Below are 21,647 nucleotides of genomic sequence, written 5' to 3'. Positions count from 1 at the left end.
GCGTACGGCGACCCGCACGCACACAGCGATCCGCCTTCTTCGCCACCCGTACCGCCCCCGTTCGCCCCCCTCGACCCCGGACGTTCCGGGCTCATCCGCGCAACCCACCGCACGCCTGTGCGCAGTGGTACGGGAAGATGGGGCCGTGACTGATGCCCCCGCCACGCCACCCCGGGCGCCCGGACCAGCCGTTGCGCCCCGGCTGATCGCCACCGACCTCGACGGCACACTGCTGCATGACGACAAGACGGTCTCCGACCGGACGATCGCCGCGCTCGCCGCAGCCGAGCGGGCCGGTATCGAGGTGTTCTTCGTCACCGGCCGCCCGGCCCGCTGGATGGGCCCGGTCAGCGACCATGTGCACGGTCACGGGCTGGCGATCTGCGCGAACGGCGCGGCCGTCGTCGATCTGCACCGCGGCGGCCGCATCGTCGAGGTCAACCCCCTGGAACGCACGGCCGCGCTCCAGGTCGTGGACGCGCTGCGCAGCGCCGCGCCCGGCACCTCGTTCGCGGTCGAGCGCACCAGCGGTATCCACTACGAGCCGCAGTATCCGCCGCTCCTGCTGGATCCCACCGCGTTCGTCGCGCCGGCGGAGAAGCTGCTGGCCGAGGACTTCGTGGCGCCGCTGGGCACCACCGACGGCGCCGCCCCCGACTTCCCCGACCAGCCCGTCATCAAGTTGCTCGCGCACCACCCCGAGCTGGAGCCCGACACCTTCCTCGCGCTGGCCCGCAAGGCCGCCGGCGATCTCGCGTCCTTCACCCGCTCCAGCCCGACCGCCCTGCTGGAGATCAGCGGCTCGGGCGTCAGCAAGGCCGGCACCCTCGCCCACTGCTGCGCGGAGCGCGGCATCACGCCGGACGAGGTCGTCGCCTTCGGGGACATGCCGAACGACATAGAAATGCTGAGCTGGGCCGGCACCTCGTACGCCATGGCCAACGCCCACCCGGAGGTGCTGGCGGCCACCACGCACCGCACGGCGTCCAACAACGACGACGGTGTCGCGATCGTCATCGAGGAGATCCTTCAGGAACGCGGACACCGGCCCTGACCTGGCGCGGGCCGGACGGTTTCACGTGAAACATCCCTCGTGTGCAACGACCTCGGCGAGGGGCCTCACAGCGGCGCCTCCCACGTCACCATCGTCCCGGCCCCGTCCGTGCCGAGTCCGGGCCCGTACGTGCTGGAGCCGCCCAGCGACTCCGCGCGCTTGGCGAGGTTCTTCAGGCCGCTGCGGCGGCCGCCGTTCGGGATGCCGATGCCGTCGTCGGTGACGGTCAGCCGGACCCCTTCGGTGCCGTCCGGCAGTCTGATCGTCGCGTCGACGACGACCTCGATCCGAGAGGCCTGAGCGTGCCGGAAGGCGTTCGACAGCGCCTCGCGGAGCGCGGCGATCAGGTTCTTGCCGGTCAGCTCGCCGACCCGGGAGTCGACCGCGCCGACGAAGCTGGCCGACGGCTGGAAGCCGAGCGGTACGGCGGCGGTGCCGATCTCCCGCAGCACGCGGGTCCGCAGCCCGGACGGCGCCTCAGCCGGGCCCTGCTGGAGGGCGAAGATCGCGGTCCTGATCTCCTGGATGGTGACGTCCAGCTCGTCGACGGCCTTGCCGACGCCCTGCACCACCTCGGGGACGACGGATCTGCGCTGTGCGCCCTCCAGCATCATGCCCGTCGCGAACAGCCGCTGGATGACGAGATCGTGCAGGTCACGGGCGATCCGGTCGCGATCCTGATACACCGCGAGACGCTCACGGTCACGCTGGGCGTCGGCCAGCACCAGCGCCAGCGCGGCCTGCGCGGCGAACTGGGTGGCCAGGGTCCGCTCGGCGGCGGTGAACGGGCGGGCGCCACGGGACCGCGGGGTGGCCAGCGTGCCGAGCACCCGGCCGCCGCTCTTGAGCGGCAGCATCATGCTCGGCCCGAAACGGGGTGCGATGGCCGTCACCATGCGCGGGTCGGTGGCCGAGTCGTCCACGAACACGGGCTCCCCGGCGAGGAGTTGTTCGGCCACCGGGCTGTCGGGCGGGATCTGTGTCCCCATGATCCCGGCGGGTTCGTCCGCCGAGACCGCGACGATCTCCAGACCGCCCTCGTCGTCGGGCAGCAGCACGATGCCGGCCGCCGAGTCCGCCAGCTTCCGGGCCTGCTCGGCGACCACCGCGAGCGCGTCGTCGACATCGCTGCCGGCGAGGAGTTCGGTGGTCACCGCCACCGAACCGTCGATCCACCGCTCCCGCTGCCGGGTCGCCGCGTGCACCCGGGCATTGCCGATCGCGATACCGGCCTCGGTGGCGAGCACCCGCACCATGTGCAGATCCTCCTCGCTGAACTCCCCGCCGCCGCGCTTCTCCGTCAGATAGAGATTGCCGAAGATCTCGCCCTGGACCCGGATCGGCACGCCCAGGAACGTCCGCATCGGCGGATGGCCCGGCGGGAACCCGGCCGATCGGGAGTCCTGGGTGAGGTCGGCGAGGCGCAGCGGCTTGGGGTCGTGGATGAGCGCGCCGAGCAGGCCCTTGTGGCCGTCGGGCAGCGCACCGATCCGCTTGTGCTCCTGCGCGGTCACGCCGTACGTCACGAAGTCCGACAGCCCCTCGCGGGCGTCGTCGATGATGCCGATGGCGGCGTAGCGGGCGTCGGCCAGCTCGGCGGCGGTCTCCACGATCCGGTCGAGGGTGATGTGCAGGTCGAGACCCGCGCCGACGGTACGCATCGCCTCCAGCAGCTGCGGCACCCGGGCGGTCAGCTCGGAGGACAGCCCCTGGAGGCTGCGGGTGGCCTCCGTGGCGGCGTCCATGGGATCGGGAGCCGGGCTCGCGTCACCGCGCCCGGGACCCATGGGGTCCGGGGGTGCGGGTCCTGCCGTGACTGCCATGCACAAGAGCCTAATAAGGGGACATTTACGGAGCCATTTCTACGGAGCCGGCCATCGGCAGGCCCGCATCGACCGCCCGCTCGCGCTCCAGCATCCGCCGGAACAGGCCGTCGGCCGCCGCCAGCTCCGCGTACCCCCCGCACTGCACGACCCGTCCGCGATCCAGCACCAGCACCTCGTCGACGGCGTCGAGCCCGGTGAGCCGGTGGGTGATCAGCACCGTCGTACGGCCCTCGGTCGCGGCCAGCAGGTCGGCGGTCAGCGCATCGGCGGTGGCCAGATCCAGATGCTCGGCGGGCTCGTCCAGCACGAGCACCGGGAAGTCCGCCAGCAGCGCACGGGCCAGGGCCAGCCGCTGCCGCTGGCCGCCGGACAGCCTGGCGCCGTGCTCCCCGACCATGGTGTCCAGGCCGTCGGGCAGCCCGCGCACCCAGTCGGCGAGCCGCGCCCGACCGAGGGCGTCCCAAAGGTCCTGGTCGTCGGCGTCGCCCGGGTCCGCGCTACGGTCCCGGCGGGCGAGCCTGAGGTTCTCCCGCAGCGAGCTGTCGAAGAGGTGCGCGTCCTGCGCGCACAGCCCCACCAGGCGCCGCACCGCGTCACCGTCGAGCGTCCGAGCGTCCGTCCCGCCCAGCGTGTACGCCCCCGACTCGGGGTCCAGGAAGCGCAGCAGCACCTGCGCCAGCGTGGTCTTGCCGGAGCCGGACGGACCGACGACGGCGACCCGGCGACCGGCCGTCAGGGTGAGGCCGACCCCGTCCAGCGCCGGCCGGGGCGATCCGGTGTGGCGCGCGGTCAGATCCCTTACGACCAGCGGGAACGGCGTCTGGGGAGCCGCCGCGGGCGCGGTCGGCTCGTGCACCGGCGCAGGGGCGTCCAGCACCTCGAAGACCCGCTCCGCGGCGTGCCGGGTGCGCTGCCGGTACTGCACCGCCAGCGGCAGCCCGGTCACCGCCTCGAACGCGGCGAGCGGAGTGAGCACGACGACCGCCAGCGCCACCCCGTCCAGTCGGCCCGAGTGCACCGCCTGGACGCCGACGACCGCGGCGGCGGCGACCGTCAGCCCGCACAGCATGGCCGAGAGCCCGGCGCCGGTCCCGGCCACGGCGGCCGAGCGGGAGGCGATCCGGGTCAGCTCGCGGTCCGCGCGCCGCACCGATTCCGTACGGGCCGTGAGCGCTCCGGCCACCGTCAACTCGGCGGTCCCGGTGAGCACCTCGACGACCCGGGTGGCGAGCCTGCCGCGGGCCGGCGCCAGCTGACGCTCCGCCCTCCGGGCCAGCGCGCCCGACAGCAGCGGCACCCCCGCGCCCGCGAGCAGCAGCCCGACGGCGAGGATCACCCCCGCCTCCGGCAGCAGCCAGCCGGTGAAGCCGACGGCGCCCGCGCCGACCACCACCGCCGCCCCGACGGGCAGCAGCCACCGCAGGAAGTAGTCCTGCACCGCGTCGACATCGGCGACCAGCCGCGACAGCAGATCGCCGCGGCTGCGCTCCTTGAGCCCGGCCGGCGCCAGCCGCTCCAGCCGCCGGAAGACGGCGACGCGTACGTCGGCGAGCATCCGGAACACCGCGTCATGGGCGACCAGCCGCTCGGCGTACCGGAAGACCGCGCGCCCGATGCCGAACGCCCTGGTCGCGGTCACCGCCACCATCAGATACAGCACCGGCGGCTGCTGCGCGGCCCGCGAGATCAGCCATCCGGAGGTCGCCATCAGGCCCACCGCGCTGCCCAGCGCGAGGCTCCCGAGCAGCAGCGCCAGCCCGAACCTCGCCCGGTGGGCACGCGCCATCCGGCGCAGACGGGTCAGCGCGCCACGATGGGCGGCGTCCACCACGGCCTCGCCCGGGTGCGCGGGATCGGCGGTCCCGCCCGGGGCCGCGGCGGAGTCCGCGCCCCGGCCGCGGGCCACGACCGCGCCCGGCACCGGCTCCACCGCGGCCGCCGGATCGGGCAGCCGCACGATCCGGTCCGCAACCGCCAGCAGCGCGGGCCGGTGGACCACGAGGAGCACCGTACGGCCGACCGCGAGCCGGCGGACCGCGGCGACGATCGCCTCCTCGGTCTCACCGTCCAGGTTCGCGGTGGGCTCGTCCAGGAGCAGGATCGGGCGGTCGGCGAGGAAGGCCCGGGCGAGCGCGAGGCGCTGGCGCTGACCGGCGGAGAGCCCGGCGCCGGATTCGCCGAGCCGGGTCGCCATGCCGTCGGGCAGCGCGTCGACGAAGTCCAGCGCCCCGGCGTCGGCGAGTGCGGTGCGTACCGCGGCGTCATCCGCGTCCGGCCGCGCCAGCCGTACGTTCTCGGCGATCGAGCCGGCGAACAGATGCGGGTGCTGCGGAACCCAGGCGATCCGCTCCCGCCAGCTGTCGGGGGCGAGGGAGGCGATGTCCTGGCCGTCGACCAGGGCCCGGCCCTCGGACGGCTCGCTGAAGCCGAGCAGCACGCTCAGCAGCGTGGTCTTGCCGGCGCCGGAGGGGCCGACCAGCGCGACGGTCTCGCCCGCCCGGACCTCGAACGAGGTCGCGGGAAGGGAGTCGGCGGCCCGCCCGGGGTGGCGGACCACCAGCTCCTCGACGGCGAGGGCGCTGCCCCGCGGGGCGGGCGCGGTGCCGGACGCCGGCAGCGGCGTCTGAAGCACCTCGAAGATCTCCTCGGCGGCCGCGAGCCCCTCGGCCGCGGCGTGGTACTGCGCGCCCACCTGCCGCAGCGGCAGATACGCCTCGGGCGCCAGGACCAGCACCATCAGCCCGGTGTAGAGGTCGAGTTCGCCGTGCACCAGCCGCATCCCGATGCCGACCGCGACCAGCGCGACGGAGATGGTGGCGAGGAGCTCCAGCGCGAAGGAGGAGAGGAAGGCGATCCGCAGGGTGCGCAGGGTCGCGCGGCGGTACTCGCTGGTGATGGTGCGGATGGCGGTGGCCTGGGCCTTGGCCCGGCCGAAGACCTTGAGGGTGGGCAGGCCCTCGACGACGTCGAGGAAGTGCCCGGAGAGCCGGGCGAGCAGCCGCCACTGGCGGTCCATCCGGGCTTGGGTGGCCCAGCCGATCAAGACCATGAACAGCGGGATCAACGGCAGGGTGAGGACGATCGTCAGCGCCGAGACCCAGTCGCCGGTGACGATCCGGGCGAGCACCGCGACGGGGACGACGACCGCCAGCCCCAACTGCGGCAGATAGCGCGAGAAGTAGTCGTCCAGGGCGTCGATACCGCGGGTGGCGAGGGTGGTGAGCTCGCCGGTGCGCAGCTCGCTGGCGCCGGCCCGGGACGTCGTGGAGGCGCCGGGCCCCAGCCGCGCCGCCCGCTCGACCAGCCGCATCCGCAGCTCGGACTTCACCGCCGCGCCGGCGCGGTGCGCGGCCAGCTCGGTGAGCCAGGAGATCAGTCCGCGCCCGACGGAGACCGCGGCGAGCAGCGCCAGGGGTGTGGTCAGGCCGCCGAGATCGAGGTCGCGCTGGAAGGCGCCGACCACGATCTCGGCGATCAGCATCGCCTGACCGACGACCAGGCCCGCTCCGGCCAGCCCGAGTACCACCACCGCGGCAAGGAAGCCGCGGGTGGCGCGGGCGTATCGGAGCAGACGCGGGTCGACGGGTTTCACGTGAAACATTCCATCCTGCTGAGGCCGCCCCGAGGAGCGACGGCTCAGCTAGTGGGCATCGGCGATGTGCTGGGTACCGATTCGCTTGCGGAACACCCAGTACGTCCACCCCTGGTAGAGCATCACGAGGGGCGCGGCGATCACCGCACACCAGGTCATGATCTTCAGGGTGTAGGGACTGGACGAGGCACTGCTGACCGTGAGGCTCCAGCTCTCGTTGAGCGTCGAGGGCATGACGTTCGGGAAGAGCGTCAGGAACAGCATCGCGACCGCCGCCGCGATGGTGACGCCGGAGAAGGCGAACGCCCAGCCCTCGCGCCCGAGCTTGTTGGCCCCGAGCGCGGCGACCAGGGCGACCACCGCGACGATCATCGCGATCAGGCTGCCGCCGTCGCCCTTGTCGGCCTGGGTCCAGCTCAGGAAGCCGACCGCGAGCACCGCGGTGACCAGTCCGAGAACGGTCGCCGTCCGGCGCGCCCGCTCCCGAATGTCACCGACCGTCTTGAGCGAGGCGAAGACCGCGCCGTGGAAGGTGAACAGCGTCAGCGTGACCAGGCCGCCGAGGATCGCATACGGGTTGAGCAGGTCGAGAAGGCTCCCGACGTACTCCTTGTGCGCATCGATCTTCACGCCGCGCACGATGTTGCCGAACGCGACGCCCCACAGCACCGCGGGCAGCAGCGAGGTCCAGAAGATCGCCTGCTCCCAGTTGCGCTGCCAGCGCTCCTCGTTCCGCTTGGCGCGGTACTCGAAGGCGACCCCGCGCACGATCAGGCAGACGAGGATGACCAGCAGCGGGAGGTAGAAGCCGGAGAACAGGGTGGCGTACCACTCGGGGAAGGCGGCGAAGGTCGCACCGGCCGCGGAGAGCAGCCAGACCTCGTTGCCGTCCCAGACCGGCCCGATGGTGTTGATCAGTACGCGCTTCTCGCGGCGGTCGCGGGCGAGGAGCTTGGTCAGGACGCCGATCCCGAAGTCGAACCCTTCGAGGAAGAAGTACCCGGTCCACAGGAAGGCGATAAGGACGAACCAGACGTCGTGGAGTTGCACAGTCGCCTCCTAGTACGAGAAGGCCATCGGCCGGTCGGCGTCGGTACTGTCGCCGCCGATCTTGGTGGGCGGGTTGAGGTCGGAGTCGGTGAGCTCCTGGGGTCCGGCCTTGACGTACTTCACCAGCAGCTTGACCTCGACCACGGCGAGGATCGCGTAGAGCGTGGTGAAGACGATCATGGAGGTGAGCACCTCGCCCTGCGAGACGCCCGGGGAGACCGCGTCCGAGGTGCGCAGCACGCCGTAGACGACCCAGGGCTGGCGGCCCATCTCGGTGAAGATCCAGCCCCACGAGTTGGCTATCAGCGGGAAGCCGAGGGTGACGAAGGCGAGCGACCAGTAGGCCTTGCTCAGCCGGGCACCGAGCACCTTGTTCTTGGTGAGCGCGAGCCGGGGTGGCTCCTCGTCCCCCGTACGCAGCCCCGGCGCCAGCCAGAACTTCTTACGGGTGAGCCAGAGCCCGGCGAGCCCGATGGCGAACGACGACATACCGAAGCCGATCATCCAGCGGAAGCCCCAGTAGGCGACCGGGATGTTGGGCCGGTAGTCACCGGGCCCGAACTTCTGCTGCTCGGCCCTGTTGACGTCGTTGATGCCCGGGACCGGCGAGGAGAAGTCGTTGTGCGCGAGGAAGGACAGCAGGCCGGGCACCTCGATGGCGACCTTGTTGTGGCCCTTGTCGACGTCGCCGTAGGCGAAGACCGAGAACGGCGCCGGCTTCTCCGTTTCCCACAGCGCCTCGGCGGCGGCCATCTTCATGGGCTGCTGCTTGAACATCACCTTGCCCAGCTCGTCACCGCTGATCGCGGTGAGGATGCCGGCTATGACGAGGGTGATCAGCCCGAGCCGCAGCGAGGTCCGCATGACCTTGATGTGCTTCTTGCGCATCAAGTGGAACGCGGAGATGCCGACCATGAACGCGGCACCGGTCAGGAAGGCCGCGGTCAGCGTGTGGAACACGACGACCAGGGTGGTGTCCTGGGTCAGCACCTTCCAGAAGTCGGTCAGCTCGGCGCGCCCGTTGGCGGCGTTGTACTTGTAGCCGACCGGGTGCTGCATCCAGGAGTTCGCGGCCAGGATGAAGTACGCCGACAGGATCGTGCCGATCGAGACCATCCACATGCAGAAGCAGTGGATCTTCTTCGGCAGCTTGTCCCAGCCGAAGATCCACAGCCCGATGAAGGTGGACTCGAAGAAGAACGCGATGAGCGCCTCGAAGGCCAGCGGGGCACCGAAGACGTCGCCGACGAACCGCGAGTAGTCGGACCAGTTCATACCGAACTGGAACTCCTGGACGATGCCGGTGACGACACCCATCGCGATATTGATCAGAAACAGCTTGCCCCAGAACTTGGTGGCCTTGAGGTACTTCTCCTTGCCCGTTCGCACCCATGCGGTCTCAAGTCCGGCCACCAGAGCGGCGAGGGAGATCGTCAAGGGGACGAACAGGAAGTGGTAGACGGTCGTGATGCCGAATTGCCACCGCGCCAGTGTCTCTGGCGCCAACGCCAGTTCCACGCCTTGCTCTCCTTACGTCGCCATTGCCCTAGGGGCAATGTCCCTTTTGCGTCACATAAAGCGGTACATACCGGGACGGGCTTGTGAACGCGTTCACATTCACAAGCAATTATCTCCCATGGCCTAATCGCCATCCCTATGGGGGGTACGTGACCGCGGTCACGCTCGATTCCATGGCGCATGAACGCTTCCACCCGGCCCGCCGAACGCGCCCGCGCACCCTCTTCCCCAGAGCTTCAACATATTGTTGAATTCGTGGCCATGAAGATCCGCATCACTTGGCCCGCAGGGCAATTGACCGCCACCCTCGACGACACCCCGACCGCCGCGGCACTCGTCGCCGCACTGCCGGTCGACTCCACCGCCCACACCTGGGGCGAGGAGGTCTACTTCGACACCGGGCTCACCCCCGCGCTGGAGGCCGACGCCCGCCAGGTCGTCGAACCCGGCACGGTCGCCTTCTGGCCACCGGGCAACGCCCTCGCGCTGCCCTACGGCCCCACGCCGATATCCGAGGGGGACGAACCGCGCCTCGCCTCCCCCTGCAATGTGCTGGGCCGCATCGACGGCGACCCCCGCGCACTGGCCACCGTCCGCAGCGGCGACCCCATCCACGTACACAGGGCCTGAGGCCGCAGGTCACGGACCCACGGCCTCCCGAAAAGCCTTACGACGGCTTACAGCGCCTTGCGAAACTCCTCCGCGGCCTGCAGGAACAGGTCCATCGCCGGCTTCTCCCCGATCGTGACCCGCACGCCCTCGCCGGGGAACGGGCGCACGACCACGCCGGCCCGCTCACAGGCCGCCGCGAAGTCGGTCGTACGGTCCCCCAGCCGCAGCCAGATGAAGTTGGCCTGTGTCTCGGGGACCGTCCAGCCCTGCCCGAGGAGGCCGTCGACCACCCGCGCGCGATCGGCCACCAGCGCGTCGACCCGCTCCATCAGGGCCTGCTCGCTGCGCAGCGACGCCACCGCCGCCTCCTGCGCGAGCTGGCTCACCCCGAAGGGGACCGCCGTCTTGCGCAGCGCGGCGGCCACCGGCTCGTGCGCCACCGCGAAGCCGACCCGCAGGCCCGCCAGGCCGTACGCCTTGGAGAAGGTGCGCAGCACACAGACGTTGGGACGGTCGCGGTAGAGGTCGATACCGTCCGGCACCTCGGCGTCACGGATGAACTCGCGGTACGCCTCGTCCAGCACCACCAGCACATCGCTCGGCACCCGGTCCAGGAAGGACTCCAGCTCCGCACGGCGCACGACGGTGCCCGTGGGGTTGTTGGGGTTGCAGACGAAGATCAGCCGGGTCCGGTCGGTGATCGCCGCGAGCATCGCATCCAGGTCGTGCACCTCGCCGGAGGTCAGCGGGATCTGCACCGGGGTGGCACCGGAGATCTGGGTGACGATCGGGTAAGCCTCGAACGACCGCCAGGCGTAGATCACTTCATCGCCGGGCCCGGCCGTCGACTGCACCAGCTGCTGGGCCACGCCCACCGATCCGGTCCCGGTCGCCAGGTGCTCCACCGGCACCGAGAACCGCTCGGACAGCTCCGCCATCAGGCCCGTGCAGGCCATGTCCGGGTAACGGTTGAAGGAGCCGGCGGCGGTCACCGCCTGCTCCAGGACGCCCGGCAGCGGCGGATAGGGGTTCTCGTTGGAGGACAGCTTGTACGCCACCGGACCACCGGTCGCCGCAGGCCGGCCCGGCTTGTAGGTGGGGATACCGTCCAGCGCAGCGCGCAGCTTCGGGGTCTTCTCGCTCACCGCAGGTCCTCCTCGACCGTCCCGCTCCTCTTCAATACTGCACACCTTATGAGGATTGGCCCGTTCGGCGTCAGCCCCGACCGGGGCCCGGATTCGGCGTCCGTGCCGCGCCCACCCCCACCCGGCCGCTCGGCGCGACCCCGCGCACAGCCTCGGGGGCGCGCTCCTAGAACGAGCGCGCGCCGGTGGCTCGCGCCGTGGCGCGCATCCCTCGTCAAGGTGACTTGAGACCGCTTCGAGACCTGAACCGATCGCCAGGCAAGGGCGGCAGATCTCCCCTTGAATGATCCCTGATGGCGCCAACTACCTTTACTTTATGGGTAGTTGACGGTTCATCACCATGCAGAAACGTGCCTTTGCAGCGTCTTCGTTCGAGCCCCGCGATTGGCCCTATCGAGCCCTACTATCGGCTCGCCATGACAGCAGCAGGGAAGCACCAGGTGAGCCGGTCGACCGGTCGCCGGCTGGGGCGGGCGGGCATCCGGGACGTGGCCGCCGCAGCCGGTGTGTCGATCACGACCGTCTCCGACGCGCTCAACGGCAAGGGCCGGCTTCCGGACGCCACCCGTAGCCACGTCCGCGAGGTGGCCGACCGGCTGGGCTACCGCCCGTCCGCAGCCGCCCGCACGCTCCGTACCGGCAAGTCAGGGCTCCTCGGCCTGACCGTGACCACGTACGGGGATGAACCTTTCACCTTCACCGAATTCGCGTACTTCGCGGAGATGGCCAGAGCCGCCACCTCCGCGGCCCTGGCTCGCGGCTACGCGCTGGTCATCCTCCCCGCGACCTCCCGCCACGACGTGTGGTCGAACGTCGCCCTGGACGGCACGGTCGTCATCGACCCCGCCGACGGGGACCCCGTCGTCACCGAACTCGTCCGGCACGGCATCCCGGTCGTCTCCGACGGCCGCCCCGGCGGCAGCCTGCCGGTCACCGGCTGGGTCGACAACGACCACGAGGCCGCCGTCCTCGGCCTGCTCGACCACCTCGCCGACGCCGGCGCCCGCCGCATCGGCCTGCTCACGGGCACCACCACCGACACCTACACCCGACTGTCGACGACCGCCTATCTGAGCTGGTGCGAGCGCGTCGGCCAGGACCCGGTCTACGAGTCCTACCCGGCGCACGACCCGTGCGCGGGGGCCGTCGCCGCCGACCGGCTGCTGGCCCGCCCGGACCGGCCGGACGCCGTCTACGGGCTCTTCGACCCCAACGGCACCGACCTGCTCGCCGCGGCCCGGCGCTACGGCCTGCGGGTGCCGGAGGACCTGCTGCTGGTCTGCTGCAGCGAGTCCACCGTCTACGCCACCACCGAGCCGCCCATCACCACCCTGTCCCTCAAGCCGCGCCGCATCGGCACCGCCGTCGTCCAGATCCTCATCGACGCCATCGAGGGACTCGACAACGGGCGGCCCATCGAACAGGTGATACCGACCGATCTGATCGTGCGGACCTCGTCCCAGCGACGGTCCCCGAGGACGACGGTCAGCCCGCCGCGCAAACCCGCCGGCGACTGAACATGCCGCCATATACGGACGAGCGGGCGTTCCGGCCAATACCGGGCGCCCTCGTCGGCCAGGAAAAAACTGGGCGATCATGGGAGAAATCAGCCGCGAATGCCGGGCTGCGCCGGATTGATCACCCCCGGGTGCGTCGCAACCCGCGATCGGCATTCCTATGATGGGCGGACGACACCGCGGACCGCCGTCGACCAGGCAAAGGTCCGAGAGGTGCACGGCGGCGCAACGGTGGAGGGGTCGATGACTCAGGGGGCCAGTCAGGGACCCATGGTGTGGACCATGGGGGGAGACACTCCGGAGTCCGCTCCGTTGCCCGGAATGCCCTCCGGCATGTCCGCCGGATCACCCGTTCCGCCTGCCGGTCCGCCGCTCCATCTGCCCGCCGGCCCCCCGGCCGCGCCCCCCGCGGTGCCGCCTGCGGCCCAGCCGGTCGAGCTGCCCGAGGAGTACACCCCGACCGCGCGCGATCTGCCGGTGATCACCCCGGGCCGCACCGACACCCTCATCGACCGCCCGGCCGTCGTCCCGGCGCCCGAGACGGCCGACGACGCCGACGCGACCGAGGGCATGGGCCCGCTGTACGTCGTGGGCGATGTGCACGGCTACTACGACGAGCTGCGCGAGGCGCTGGCCGCCGAGGGCCTGATCGACGCCGACGGCAACTGGGCGGCCGGCAACGCCCGGCTCTGGTTCCTCGGCGACTTCACCGACCGCGGCCCGGACGGCATCGGCGTGATCGACCTGGTCATGCAGCTCTCCGCCCAGGCCGCGGCGGCCGGCGGCTACTGCAAGGCCCTGATGGGCAACCACGAGCTCCTGCTGCTGGGCGCCAAGCGGTTCGGCGACACCCCCGTCCAGTCCGGCGCCGGCACCGCGTCCTTCCAGGCGGCCTGGCTCCTGAACGGCGGCCAGAAGACCGATATGGACCGGCTGCAGGACCACCACCTCCAGTGGATGGCCCGGCTGGACGCCGTGATGGAGGAGGACGGGCATCTGCTCGTGCACTCCGACACCACCGCCTACCTCGACTACGGCGACTCCATCGAGGCCGTCAACGACAACGTCCACGACGTGCTGACCCGCAGCGAAGCCGACGAAGTGTGGGACCTGTTCCGCAAGTTCACCAAGCGCTTCGCCTTCCGCGACGAGTCCGGCTCGCAGGCCGTACGCGAACTCCTGGACGCCTACGGCGGCGACCGCGTCGTCCACGGCCACAGCCCGATCCCGTACCTGCTGGGCGAGGTCGGCGCGGAGGACGGCGAGAACGACGGCATCGCCGTCGACGGTCCGCATGTCTACGCCGACGGTCTGGCCATCGCCATGGACGGCGGCATCACGATGGCCGGAAAGCTGCTGGTCGTTCAACTTCCGCTGACTGGCTGAGCGTTCCGGGGGCAGGTGTACGTCAGGTCTGGCGGCTGGTCGGCCGGGTCGGAATCGGGGGGCGGCACAGGCGGAATCCGGTCGTGGCATTACTCAAATTCCGCAAACTCTCTGTCACCCCAGGCCGGAGTCGCTCTACCATCGGGCTATCCGTAGCAGGCTCTCCTCCGTTTCCGCCCACTGCCCGGCCCACGCCGGCCGTACGGCCCTACGGAGCATCGGGGGATGCACATGAACAGCGCTCCGCACCTGCTGAACGAGGATCGCGCGGAATTCACGCGGATCCTCGATGAGGCGCTGCGTACCGCCCAATACCGCCCGGACGACCCCACCGCCGCCGCCGCGGGAAAGCACCTGAACACCGAACAGTTGCGCACGATGGCGATCAGCGCGACCACCGCCATCGCCGCCTGCGCAACGGCCGAATACCAGCGCTATGTACAGCTCCGTGCCGAGTTGCGCGCGCCGGCGCCCGCAGCGTCCGGCGCCGGCGTGAGCGGTGGGGAGCTGGGCGAGACCGCCGACGGGGGGCTGGGACTGGCCACCGCCACGGCCATGGGAGAGGCCGAAACCACCGGTGCCGGGCTGGCCGCGATGATCACCGTCCTCGCCCCGGTCCTCGCGGGCATCGCCGCGGTCCTCTTCCTCCTCATCGGCTACGTCCTGCGCACCATCAGCCCCGACAAGTCCCTCGCGGAGCCGCTGATCAGCGTCGGTTGGATCTTCGCCGTGCTGGCCGCCGCCGGGACCCTCGTCGCGATGGGCGGCCTGCTCATCACTGCGCTGCGCAACGGCCCGTCCGCCCGGTCCACCAGAGCCGACGAGCTGGGCGAGGCGCTGGACGACGCCCGCGAAGCGTGGCGGCGCGCCCTCCTGGAGCGCGGTCTGCTGCCCTTTCTCCGTGAAGCGCTGGCCGATCCGGCGGCCGCCCCGGACAACGACCCGGTCCGCTATGTCCCGCGCCGCACCACGGCCCCCGAGAGCCGCATACCCACCCTCGGTTACACCCGCCCCGAATTCAGCAGCCCCGACAGCGGCTCGCCGGGCTCCCGCCCCCGCTACTCCAGCCCGGACTTCACCAGCCCGGATTACGGCGGACCGGATCACACGCCGGACTAGGGCGTGTCCCTATGGCACGGATTCACGTCACCGGGCCGTCCGAGTGCCACGGCATCTGCTCGGCGTACTCCGCCACCCGTTCCGGCGTGTTCCAGGACGGCGGCACCATCGGCACGACGAACTCGTAGAGGTGCGCCTCGTCATCGACCACGGTCTCGAACGTGCGGTAGTACGGCGTGCGCGGGTGCTCCGGAAGCCCCCAGAACGCGTCGACCCCCCATGCGGCCACCTGCTCGCCGCTGAAGTAGTCACCCTCCTGACCCGGAGTGACCAGCCGTGGCTCGACCCGGAGCAGCAAAGGCAGATAGTCGCCTTCCGGCAGCAAGGAGCCGAACGCCTCGAGAACGTCGCCGTCCAGGCCCGACAGCCGGCCGGCGAGACGCTCCTGCATGCCCTCCAACGACAGCGTCTGGTTGGCACCCTCAAGCCGCTGGAACAGGAACTGACACGTCCCACACCAGGGGGAGAGCTGGAACGCAGGCTCTCCATCGAGCACGAGCAGCCTGCGCCCCGGCCCGGGCCCCCACTTCCGAGGCTCCATCTCGAACCGCAACCTCGCCCCGGTCCCGGGGACCCCGAGCCTGCACGGTTCACCGACCATGTTCATCACGCCACGACCGTACGAGCCCCACCACCCCACTCCAAACCGGCTTCAGAGCGAGCCGACCGGCGGCTTCCTGAGTAGCCGAACAGGCCACCGGCGCCGATCTGCGAATAGCCGACGCTTACGAGCCCGACGGCTCCGGATACCACCACGCTCATCGCGACGCCTTTAGGGTGCGGAATCCCCCGCCATGCCTTCTGTCGGGTCAGCGTCCACAGCGCCCAGATCACCCAGAGCGCCAAGCCGACCCACAGCAAGAGAAAAGGGGTGTAGTCCCCGCCCTGGAACTGAACGATCAGGAACGCCAGATTGGTGACCGTTACGGTGCCAACCCCCAAGAGGACCGCCACACCCGAGTACCGCAGTGCCCTTTTCCCCCAGTAGTCACACAGCGCCAGGACCGCGACCATTTCCACCAGCGCCGCAGCGATGAAGACGACCCCCACGATGCGCCCGCCGTACGCCAGGGCGCCGAACGCGTCCTTCGCACCCACGTGGAACAACACCGCGGCGGACGCGAGAAGTCCCAGAGCCATCCCCACGCCCGCAGCACGTCGTCGCCACGGGCGATCGGGCCAACACGTGCGATCCGCCAACCAGTTGACGCATACAGGATCGTCGAGATCGATGTCCGCAGGCAGCCCTGCCCGGCGTAGAAGTCTTCGCACGCCGCGCGGCGACCAGACCGGTGTTGACCTTTCAGCGCACCGGTAACGGCGGGGCCCCGACTGGGCCTCCGCCGTTACTCGCAGACGCGGCAGTCAGTCCGCCAGCGGCAGATACACGCGGTTGCCCGCAGCCGCGAACTCCTTGGACTTCTCCAGCATTCCCGCCTCGACCTCCTCCGGCGTCGCGTCCGCGTCGCCGCCGAACTGCTCGGTGATGCTTCTGCTGATCTTCATCGAGCAGAACTTCGGGCCGCACATCGAGCAGAAGTGAGCCGTCTTCGCCGGCTCCGCGGGCAGCGTCGCGTCGTGGAACGCGCGTGCCGTGTCCGGATCGAGGGCCAGGTTGAACTGGTCCTCCCAGCGGAACTCGAAGCGGGCGTCGGAGAGCGCGTCATCCCATTCCTGGGCTCCCGGGTGGCCCTTGGCCAGGTCCGCCGCATGGGCCGCGATCTTGTACGTGATGACGCCGGTCTTGACGTCGTCGCGGTCGGGCAGGCCCAGGTGCTCCTTGGGCGTGACGTAGCAGAGCATCGCGGTGCCCCACCAGGCGATCATCGCCGCGCCGATGCCGGACGTGATGTGGTCGTAGGCGGGCGCGATGTCGGTGGTCAGCGGGCCGAGCGTGTAGAACGGCGCCTCTTCGCAGATTTCCTGCTGGAGGTCGATGTTCTCCTTGATCTTGTGCATCGGGACATGGCCCGGGCCCTCGATCATGGTCTGCACACCGTGCCGCTTGGCGATGGTGTTCAGCTCGCCGAGCGTCCGCAGCTCGGCGAACTGCGCCTCGTCGTTGGCGTCCGCGATCGAGCCGGGGCGCAGCCCGTCACCCAGCGAGTAGGTGACGTCGTACGAGGCGAGGATCTCGCAGAGCTCCTCGAAGTGCGTGTACAGGAACGACTCCTGATGGTGCGCGAGGCACCAGGCGGCCATGATCGAGCCGCCTCGGGAGACGATGCCGGTCTTGCGGCGGGCGGTGAGCGGGACGTAGCGGAGCAGCACACCGGCGTGCACCGTCATGTAGTCGACGCCCTGCTCGGCCTGCTCGATGACGGTGTCCTTGTAGATCTCCCAGGTCAGCTCCTCGGCCTTGCCGTCGACCTTCTCCAGCGCCTGGTACAGGGGGACGGTGCCGATCGGGACGGGGGAGTTGCGCAGCACCCACTCGCGGGTGGTGTGGATGTTGCGTCCGGTGGACAGATCCATGACCGTGTCGGCGCCCCAGCGGGTCGCCCAGGTCATCTTCTCCACCTCCTCCTCGATGGAGGAGGTGACCGCCGAGTTGCCGATGTTGGCGTTCACCTTCACCAGGAAGTTCTTGCCGATGATCATCGGCTCGATCTCCGGGTGGTTGACGTTGGACGGCAGTACGGCACGGCCGGCCGCGATCTCGTCCCGCACGAACTCGGGCGTGACGTTCTCGCGGAGGGCGACGTACTCCATCTCCGCGGTGATCTCGCCGCGCCGGGCGTATGCGAGCTGGGTGACCGCGGCGCCGTTGCGGCCACGGCGCGGCTGGCGCGGGCGACCGGGGAAGACCGCGTCCAGGTTCTTGAGGCCACCGCGCGGTGAGGTGTGCTTGAGGCCGTCGTCCTCCGGCCGCATAGGGCGGCCCGCGTACTCCTCGGTGTCGCCGCGCGCGATGACCCAGTTCTCCCGCAGCGGCGCGAGGCCACGACGGACATCGGTTTCGATGTTGGGGTCGGTGTACGGCCCGGACGTGTCGTAGAGCGTCACGTGCTTGCCGTTGGTGAGGTGCACCCGCCGGACCGGGACCCGAAGATCCGGGCGCGATCCGGAGACATAGCCCTTGTGCCAGCCGATCTGCGGCTCACTGCCGGCACCGTTTTCGGGCGTGCGTGCATCCTGCAAGGTCATGAGACCCAACTCCCTACGCCGGCATTACCCGGTAACAGGTTCGGCGGTCGACGCAGCGGCTTCCGTCCATCGACGTTTCACGTGAAACATCACTGGGACGAAGGTCAGCGCCCTCTCAGCCCGGTGCTCCGAGCTCCCGCGATTGCAAAGGTGGCACCACGGTAGCGGCCGACGTAGCGGGGTGAACAGGGGGCCCCATGAGTTGTTGCAATGATCTGCGGGTGAGCCCTCACGAACCCCACCACCATCCGGCCGCGCACTCGCACAGTCATGGCCACGGCCCTGCCGCACCCGTCTCGCGGCATCTGCGCAAGGTCATCGCTGCGGTGCTGATCCCGTTCGCCACCGCGGTCGCGGTCGGCCTGGTCGTGCTCTGGCCGGGCGGCGCCCCGGGGCACAAACCGTCCGGCGTCGGTTTCGACCAGCCCACCGAGCGGGCCAGAGTGATCAAGGTGGTGGAGGTGAACTGCGCGGATGTCCATGCCGAGCAGGGGCCTCAGCCACCGTCGCAGACGGGACAGCCACCAGCCGGGGGAGCGGCATCGGACAAACCCTGCCAGCAGGCGACCATCAAGGTCACCACGGGCGAGAACACCGGGCGCACCTTCCAGACGGTGGTGACGCCGGACGCCCTGCGGCACTACACCACCGGGCAGGACGTGGTGGTGTCGTACTCCCCCAAGGCGCCCCGGGAACTGCAGTACTCGGTCACCGATGTCGACCGGTCTCTGCCGATGTGGGTGCTGGCAGGGATCTTCGCCGTCGCCGTCGTGGTCGTCGGCCGGCTGCGCGGAGTACTCGCGCTGGTCGCACTGGCGGCCAGCTTCGTCGTGCTGACGCTGTTCATCCTCCCGGCGATCCTGCAGGGCTCCAATCCGCTGGTGGTGGCCGTGGTGGGGGGCTCCGCGATCATGCTGATCGCCCTCTACCTGTGCCATGGGTTGACCGCCCGTACCTCCGTGGCCGTACTCGGCACCCTCGCCTCGCTGCTGCTGATCGGGCTGCTCGGTTCGGTATTCATCGGCTGGGCGCTGCTGACGGGCAATACGGACGACACGACCGGGCTGGTGCACGGGCTCTACCCGAACATCGAGATCCGCGGTCTGCTCCTGGCGGGGATCATCATCGGGTCGCTGGGTGTGCTCGACGATGTGACGGTGACCCAGACCGCAGCGGTGTGGGAGCTGAAGGAGGCGGACCCGACGGCGGGCCGGCGCAAGCTCTACAGCGCGGCGATGCGGATCGGCCGCGATCACATCGCGTCCGTCGTCAACACCCTCGTCCTGGCCTACGCGGGTGCCGCGCTGCCGCTGCTTTTGCTGTTCTCGATTGCACAGAGCAGCGTCGGTACGGTCACCACGAGCGAGGTGGTGGCGGAAGAGATCGTCCGCACGCTGGTCGGCAGCATCGGCCTGGTCGCCTCGGTCCCGCTCACGACACTTCTGGCGGCGCTCGTTGTCTCGGCGGACCGCACGAGCGACGGCACCCGGGGCGCGCCAGGGACAGCGGCTTCGCGGGCGGTGAGTTCGGCTGCAGGGGGTGCCGACGCTGCGTCGCGCGGCCGGTCGGGACGACGCGGAGGGCATGGCAGGCGACGCAAGCGGTAGCGGTATAGGCATGCCGCGCACGAGCCCAGGAGGGCGCACGGGCAAGTGAATTGACCGGCGGGCCCGGTGTGGCGCCGGTGCGGACGGGGGCGGGGCCGGGGTCAGCCGGCGGGCGCCTCCGTGAGGATCCGGTCCAGCACGGCCTCCAACGTGTCGCAGACCTCTTCCTTGCCGAGCGGCACGAGCCGGTCCGTACGGTCCAGGAAGGCGACCAGCGGCGCCGCGCTCACCCGGAACAGGGCGCGCTCGGCGCCTACTTGGAGGCTGATGAAGACGTCGCTGAGATGCTCGGGCGAGGCCGGTTCGATCCGCACATCGCCCTCACCGGACGGCCGGCTCAGGCCGTCCAGCAGCAGCTCACGCCCGAAGGCCCAGGTGACGGGCGCATCACCGGGCAGGTCGAAGGTGAGGCGGACGGCGTAGGGATCGGCGCTGTCGAAGTCCAGCTCCACCGGAATCCGGAACGCGAGCTCATCGGAGACGACGAAGCTCATGATCACTTCTGCCTGAACTGTGTCGGTCATCAACCACTGCCCCGCACTTGATCGGAGATGGCCGGGAAACATCCCCCGTAGCCCTATTGCCGCCATCGTCGGCCACGTGCAGGCAGATCACAAGGAGTGAGTTTTCAGATACTGATAGAGAAGGCGAGTGTCGTTAGTGTCGCCTCCGCCATTTTTCGTAGTCGATCCGTAACGGACCGCAATCGGTGCAGTTCGTTGGCGGGAAGTGACACGGCCAACGACGCGGCGACCGCGCCGACCTGGATGGGGATGGCCGAACACACCGTGCCCAAGGCATATTCCTGGTGCTCGAAGGCCGCCTGACCGCGACGCACCGTATCCAAGCGCCGCAGCAAATCGTCCTCAGATCGCAGGGAAAAGGGCGTTATCGACTGCAGGGGATGCCGTGACAGATGCTCCTTCCTCGATGCCTCGTCAAGCTGCGCGAGCAGACACTGCCCGATCGCATGAGCGTGCGCGGTGGTACGAAAATCAACCCATTCCTCCACCGGCGGCCGATCCGGGTTGTCGGCGACCGCCACGACCTCCACTTCACCCTCCCGATAGACGGCGAAGTAGACGGCGGCGCTCAACTTCCGGCCCGCCACGGCCAGCGCTTCGGAGATCTGGGCCCGCTGCCGGCGCCTGGCCCCGGCCTGGCCGATGGCCTCGGCCGCCGCACCGATCACGAACACGCCGTTCTCGCGCTGCAGATAGCCCTCGTGGGTCAGGGTCCGCAACAGGTGATAGGTCGTCGGCAGCGGCAGTCCGGTTTCTCTGGCGAGTTGTTTGGCCGGCGCTCCATCGGCGTGCGCGGCCACCGCCTCCAGCAGTCGGAGCGCTCGCTGCACCGACCCGATCAAGGTGGGGTGTGAAGCGGATTCGCCGTTCACCATTGCCAACGCCAACCCCCAGATCCGCTCGCCGTGGGGCACGGGGACCCCGGTCGCGGGACCCGCTCCCACGACCGCGCGCGCCTCCCAGGCTTCCGCGACGACGCCGGCCCGGTCTCGCCTCACTCGGTATTTTCCGGAACGTCACCATCCGGAAGACGCCTGCGATCCGCACTCTAACTCCGCCGATCGGGGCAGTAAGCCGAAAGCCAGCGGAGTTAACCCGCCTGGCGCACTAGTTGGCTTGAGGAGGAAGGGTCGGACCGACATCTGACGTGGCGGAGCCGCCGTTGAACGGAGTGGGAAGGTGTACGTCGGGTAGTGCGTCGGGGGCATCTCGGCACGGGCGGGGTCGCCCGGGCGCGGTCGTCCGGTCGGAGAGGGTGGCTTACCAGTCGCTCTTCGACGAGGACGACGACGAGCCGCTGACCCTGCGGACGAGGTAGACGACTCCGGCTATGAGCGCCGCCGCGATAAGGAGCTTGAACAGCACGCCGACCAGGAAGCCGAGCGCCGAGGCGATGAATCCTCCGAAGACCACGATCAGGACGACGGGCACCACGACCCAGGTGACCCACCACGGAAGCCCTGCGAATATCCCCTTACCAGCCACTGCTCTGCCCTGCTTTCTGTCTGTAACGGTGTCTGTACCGCGCTATCTGTCCACCGCACTGTCTG

17 protein-coding genes and 1 riboswitch are annotated in these 21,647 nt (G+C 70.1%); of the genes, 6 read left to right on the top strand and 11 right to left on the bottom strand.

Annotated features, from left to right (window positions below; genetic code table 11):
- Positions 1-145: 145 nt before the first annotated feature.
- A complete protein-coding gene (locus tag WAB15_RS21505; RefSeq protein ID WP_407287220.1) occupies positions 146-1,054 on the top strand; it encodes an HAD family hydrolase in 909 nt (302 codons plus the stop codon).
- A gap of 65 nt (positions 1,055-1,119) precedes the next feature.
- On the opposite strand, the gene WAB15_RS21500 is transcribed toward WAB15_RS21505, so the two are convergent.
- From WAB15_RS21500 to WAB15_RS21485, 4 genes are all read right to left on the bottom strand, one after another.
- Positions 1,120-2,799, bottom strand: a complete 1,680-nt coding sequence (locus WAB15_RS21500; protein ID WP_407289264.1) for a GAF domain-containing sensor histidine kinase — start codon at positions 2,797-2,799, stop codon at positions 1,120-1,122.
- 103 nt (positions 2,800-2,902) lie between these two features.
- The gene (cydD, locus tag WAB15_RS21495; protein WP_407287219.1) at positions 2,903-6,481 is read right to left on the bottom strand and encodes a thiol reductant ABC exporter subunit CydD; all 3,579 of its coding nucleotides are present in this window, start codon (positions 6,479-6,481) and stop codon (positions 2,903-2,905) included.
- A gap of 39 nt (positions 6,482-6,520) precedes the next feature.
- Positions 6,521-7,522, bottom strand: a complete 1,002-nt coding sequence (gene cydB, locus WAB15_RS21490; RefSeq protein ID WP_399145799.1) for a cytochrome d ubiquinol oxidase subunit II — start codon at positions 7,520-7,522, stop codon at positions 6,521-6,523.
- Positions 7,523-7,531: 9 nt separating this feature from the next.
- A complete protein-coding gene (locus WAB15_RS21485) occupies positions 7,532-9,040 on the bottom strand; it encodes a cytochrome ubiquinol oxidase subunit I (RefSeq protein ID WP_399145800.1) in 1,509 nt (502 codons plus the stop codon).
- 261 nt (positions 9,041-9,301) lie between these two features.
- Between WAB15_RS21485 and WAB15_RS21480 the strand changes: the two genes are divergently transcribed.
- A complete protein-coding gene (locus WAB15_RS21480) occupies positions 9,302-9,670 on the top strand; it encodes a cyclophilin-like fold protein (protein ID WP_407289263.1) in 369 nt (122 codons plus the stop codon).
- Between the two features lie 47 nt (positions 9,671-9,717).
- Here the strand turns inward: WAB15_RS21480 and hisC are convergent, their stop codons facing one another.
- The gene (gene hisC, locus WAB15_RS21475; protein ID WP_407287218.1) at positions 9,718-10,797 is read right to left on the bottom strand and encodes a histidinol-phosphate transaminase; all 1,080 of its coding nucleotides are present in this window, start codon (positions 10,795-10,797) and stop codon (positions 9,718-9,720) included.
- Positions 10,798-11,213: 416 nt separating this feature from the next.
- Here hisC and WAB15_RS21470 point away from each other — a divergent pair, with 416 nt between their 5' ends.
- From WAB15_RS21470 to WAB15_RS21460, 3 genes are all read left to right on the top strand, one after another.
- Entirely contained in the window at positions 11,214-12,314 is a 1,101-nt protein-coding gene (locus WAB15_RS21470; RefSeq protein ID WP_399145802.1) for a LacI family DNA-binding transcriptional regulator, read from the top strand.
- Between the two features lie 270 nt (positions 12,315-12,584).
- Entirely contained in the window at positions 12,585-13,700 is a 1,116-nt protein-coding gene (locus tag WAB15_RS21465; RefSeq protein WP_407287217.1) for a metallophosphoesterase, read from the top strand.
- 225 nt (positions 13,701-13,925) lie between these two features.
- Positions 13,926-14,819, top strand: a complete 894-nt coding sequence (locus tag WAB15_RS21460) for a hypothetical protein (protein ID WP_407287216.1) — start codon at positions 13,926-13,928, stop codon at positions 14,817-14,819.
- 22 nt (positions 14,820-14,841) lie between these two features.
- On the opposite strand, the gene WAB15_RS21455 is transcribed toward WAB15_RS21460, so the two are convergent.
- The 3 genes from WAB15_RS21455 to thiC form a co-directional block, all read right to left on the bottom strand.
- On the bottom strand, positions 14,842-15,429 hold the full coding sequence (locus WAB15_RS21455) for a hypothetical protein (RefSeq protein ID WP_407287215.1): 588 nt from the start codon (positions 15,427-15,429) through the stop codon (positions 14,842-14,844).
- Positions 15,426-15,959, bottom strand: coding sequence for a hypothetical protein (locus tag WAB15_RS21450; RefSeq protein WP_407287214.1), 534 nt, complete (start codon positions 15,957-15,959; stop codon positions 15,426-15,428). Before WAB15_RS21450 ends, WAB15_RS21455 begins: the two co-directional genes overlap by 4 nt.
- A 225-nt stretch (positions 15,960-16,184) precedes the next feature.
- Complete coding sequence (gene thiC / locus WAB15_RS21445; RefSeq protein WP_407287213.1) at positions 16,185-17,966, bottom strand: phosphomethylpyrimidine synthase ThiC; 1,782 nt, start codon at positions 17,964-17,966, stop codon at positions 16,185-16,187.
- Positions 17,960-18,116, bottom strand: a riboswitch (TPP riboswitch). (Overlaps the previous gene by 7 nt.)
- A gap of 47 nt (positions 18,117-18,163) precedes the next feature.
- Here thiC and WAB15_RS21440 point away from each other — a divergent pair.
- A complete protein-coding gene (locus WAB15_RS21440) occupies positions 18,164-19,573 on the top strand; it encodes a YibE/F family protein (RefSeq protein ID WP_407287212.1) in 1,410 nt (469 codons plus the stop codon).
- Positions 19,574-19,674: 101 nt separating this feature from the next.
- Here the strand turns inward: WAB15_RS21440 and WAB15_RS21435 are convergent, their stop codons facing one another.
- The 3 genes from WAB15_RS21435 to WAB15_RS21425 all read right to left on the bottom strand — a co-directional run bounded on the left by WAB15_RS21435 (position 19,675) and on the right by WAB15_RS21425 (position 21,582).
- Entirely contained in the window at positions 19,675-20,097 is a 423-nt protein-coding gene (locus tag WAB15_RS21435; RefSeq protein WP_393485833.1) for an SsgA family sporulation/cell division regulator, read from the bottom strand.
- A gap of 104 nt (positions 20,098-20,201) precedes the next feature.
- On the bottom strand, positions 20,202-20,972 hold the full coding sequence (locus WAB15_RS21430; protein WP_407287211.1) for an IclR family transcriptional regulator: 771 nt from the start codon (positions 20,970-20,972) through the stop codon (positions 20,202-20,204).
- Positions 20,973-21,357: 385 nt separating this feature from the next.
- Positions 21,358-21,582: a DUF5326 family protein gene (locus WAB15_RS21425; RefSeq protein ID WP_393485831.1), complete on the bottom strand. Its 225-nt coding sequence runs from the start codon at positions 21,580-21,582 to the stop codon at positions 21,358-21,360.
- Positions 21,583-21,647: the final 65 nt, after the last annotated feature.

The organism is Streptomyces sirii (assembly GCF_045690365.1).
GTDB classification, from domain to species: domain Bacteria; phylum Actinomycetota; class Actinomycetes; order Streptomycetales; family Streptomycetaceae; genus Streptomyces; species Streptomyces sirii.
Note: the sequence above shows the minus strand (reverse complement) of the source record. Positions and strands in the feature narration are given on the sequence as shown.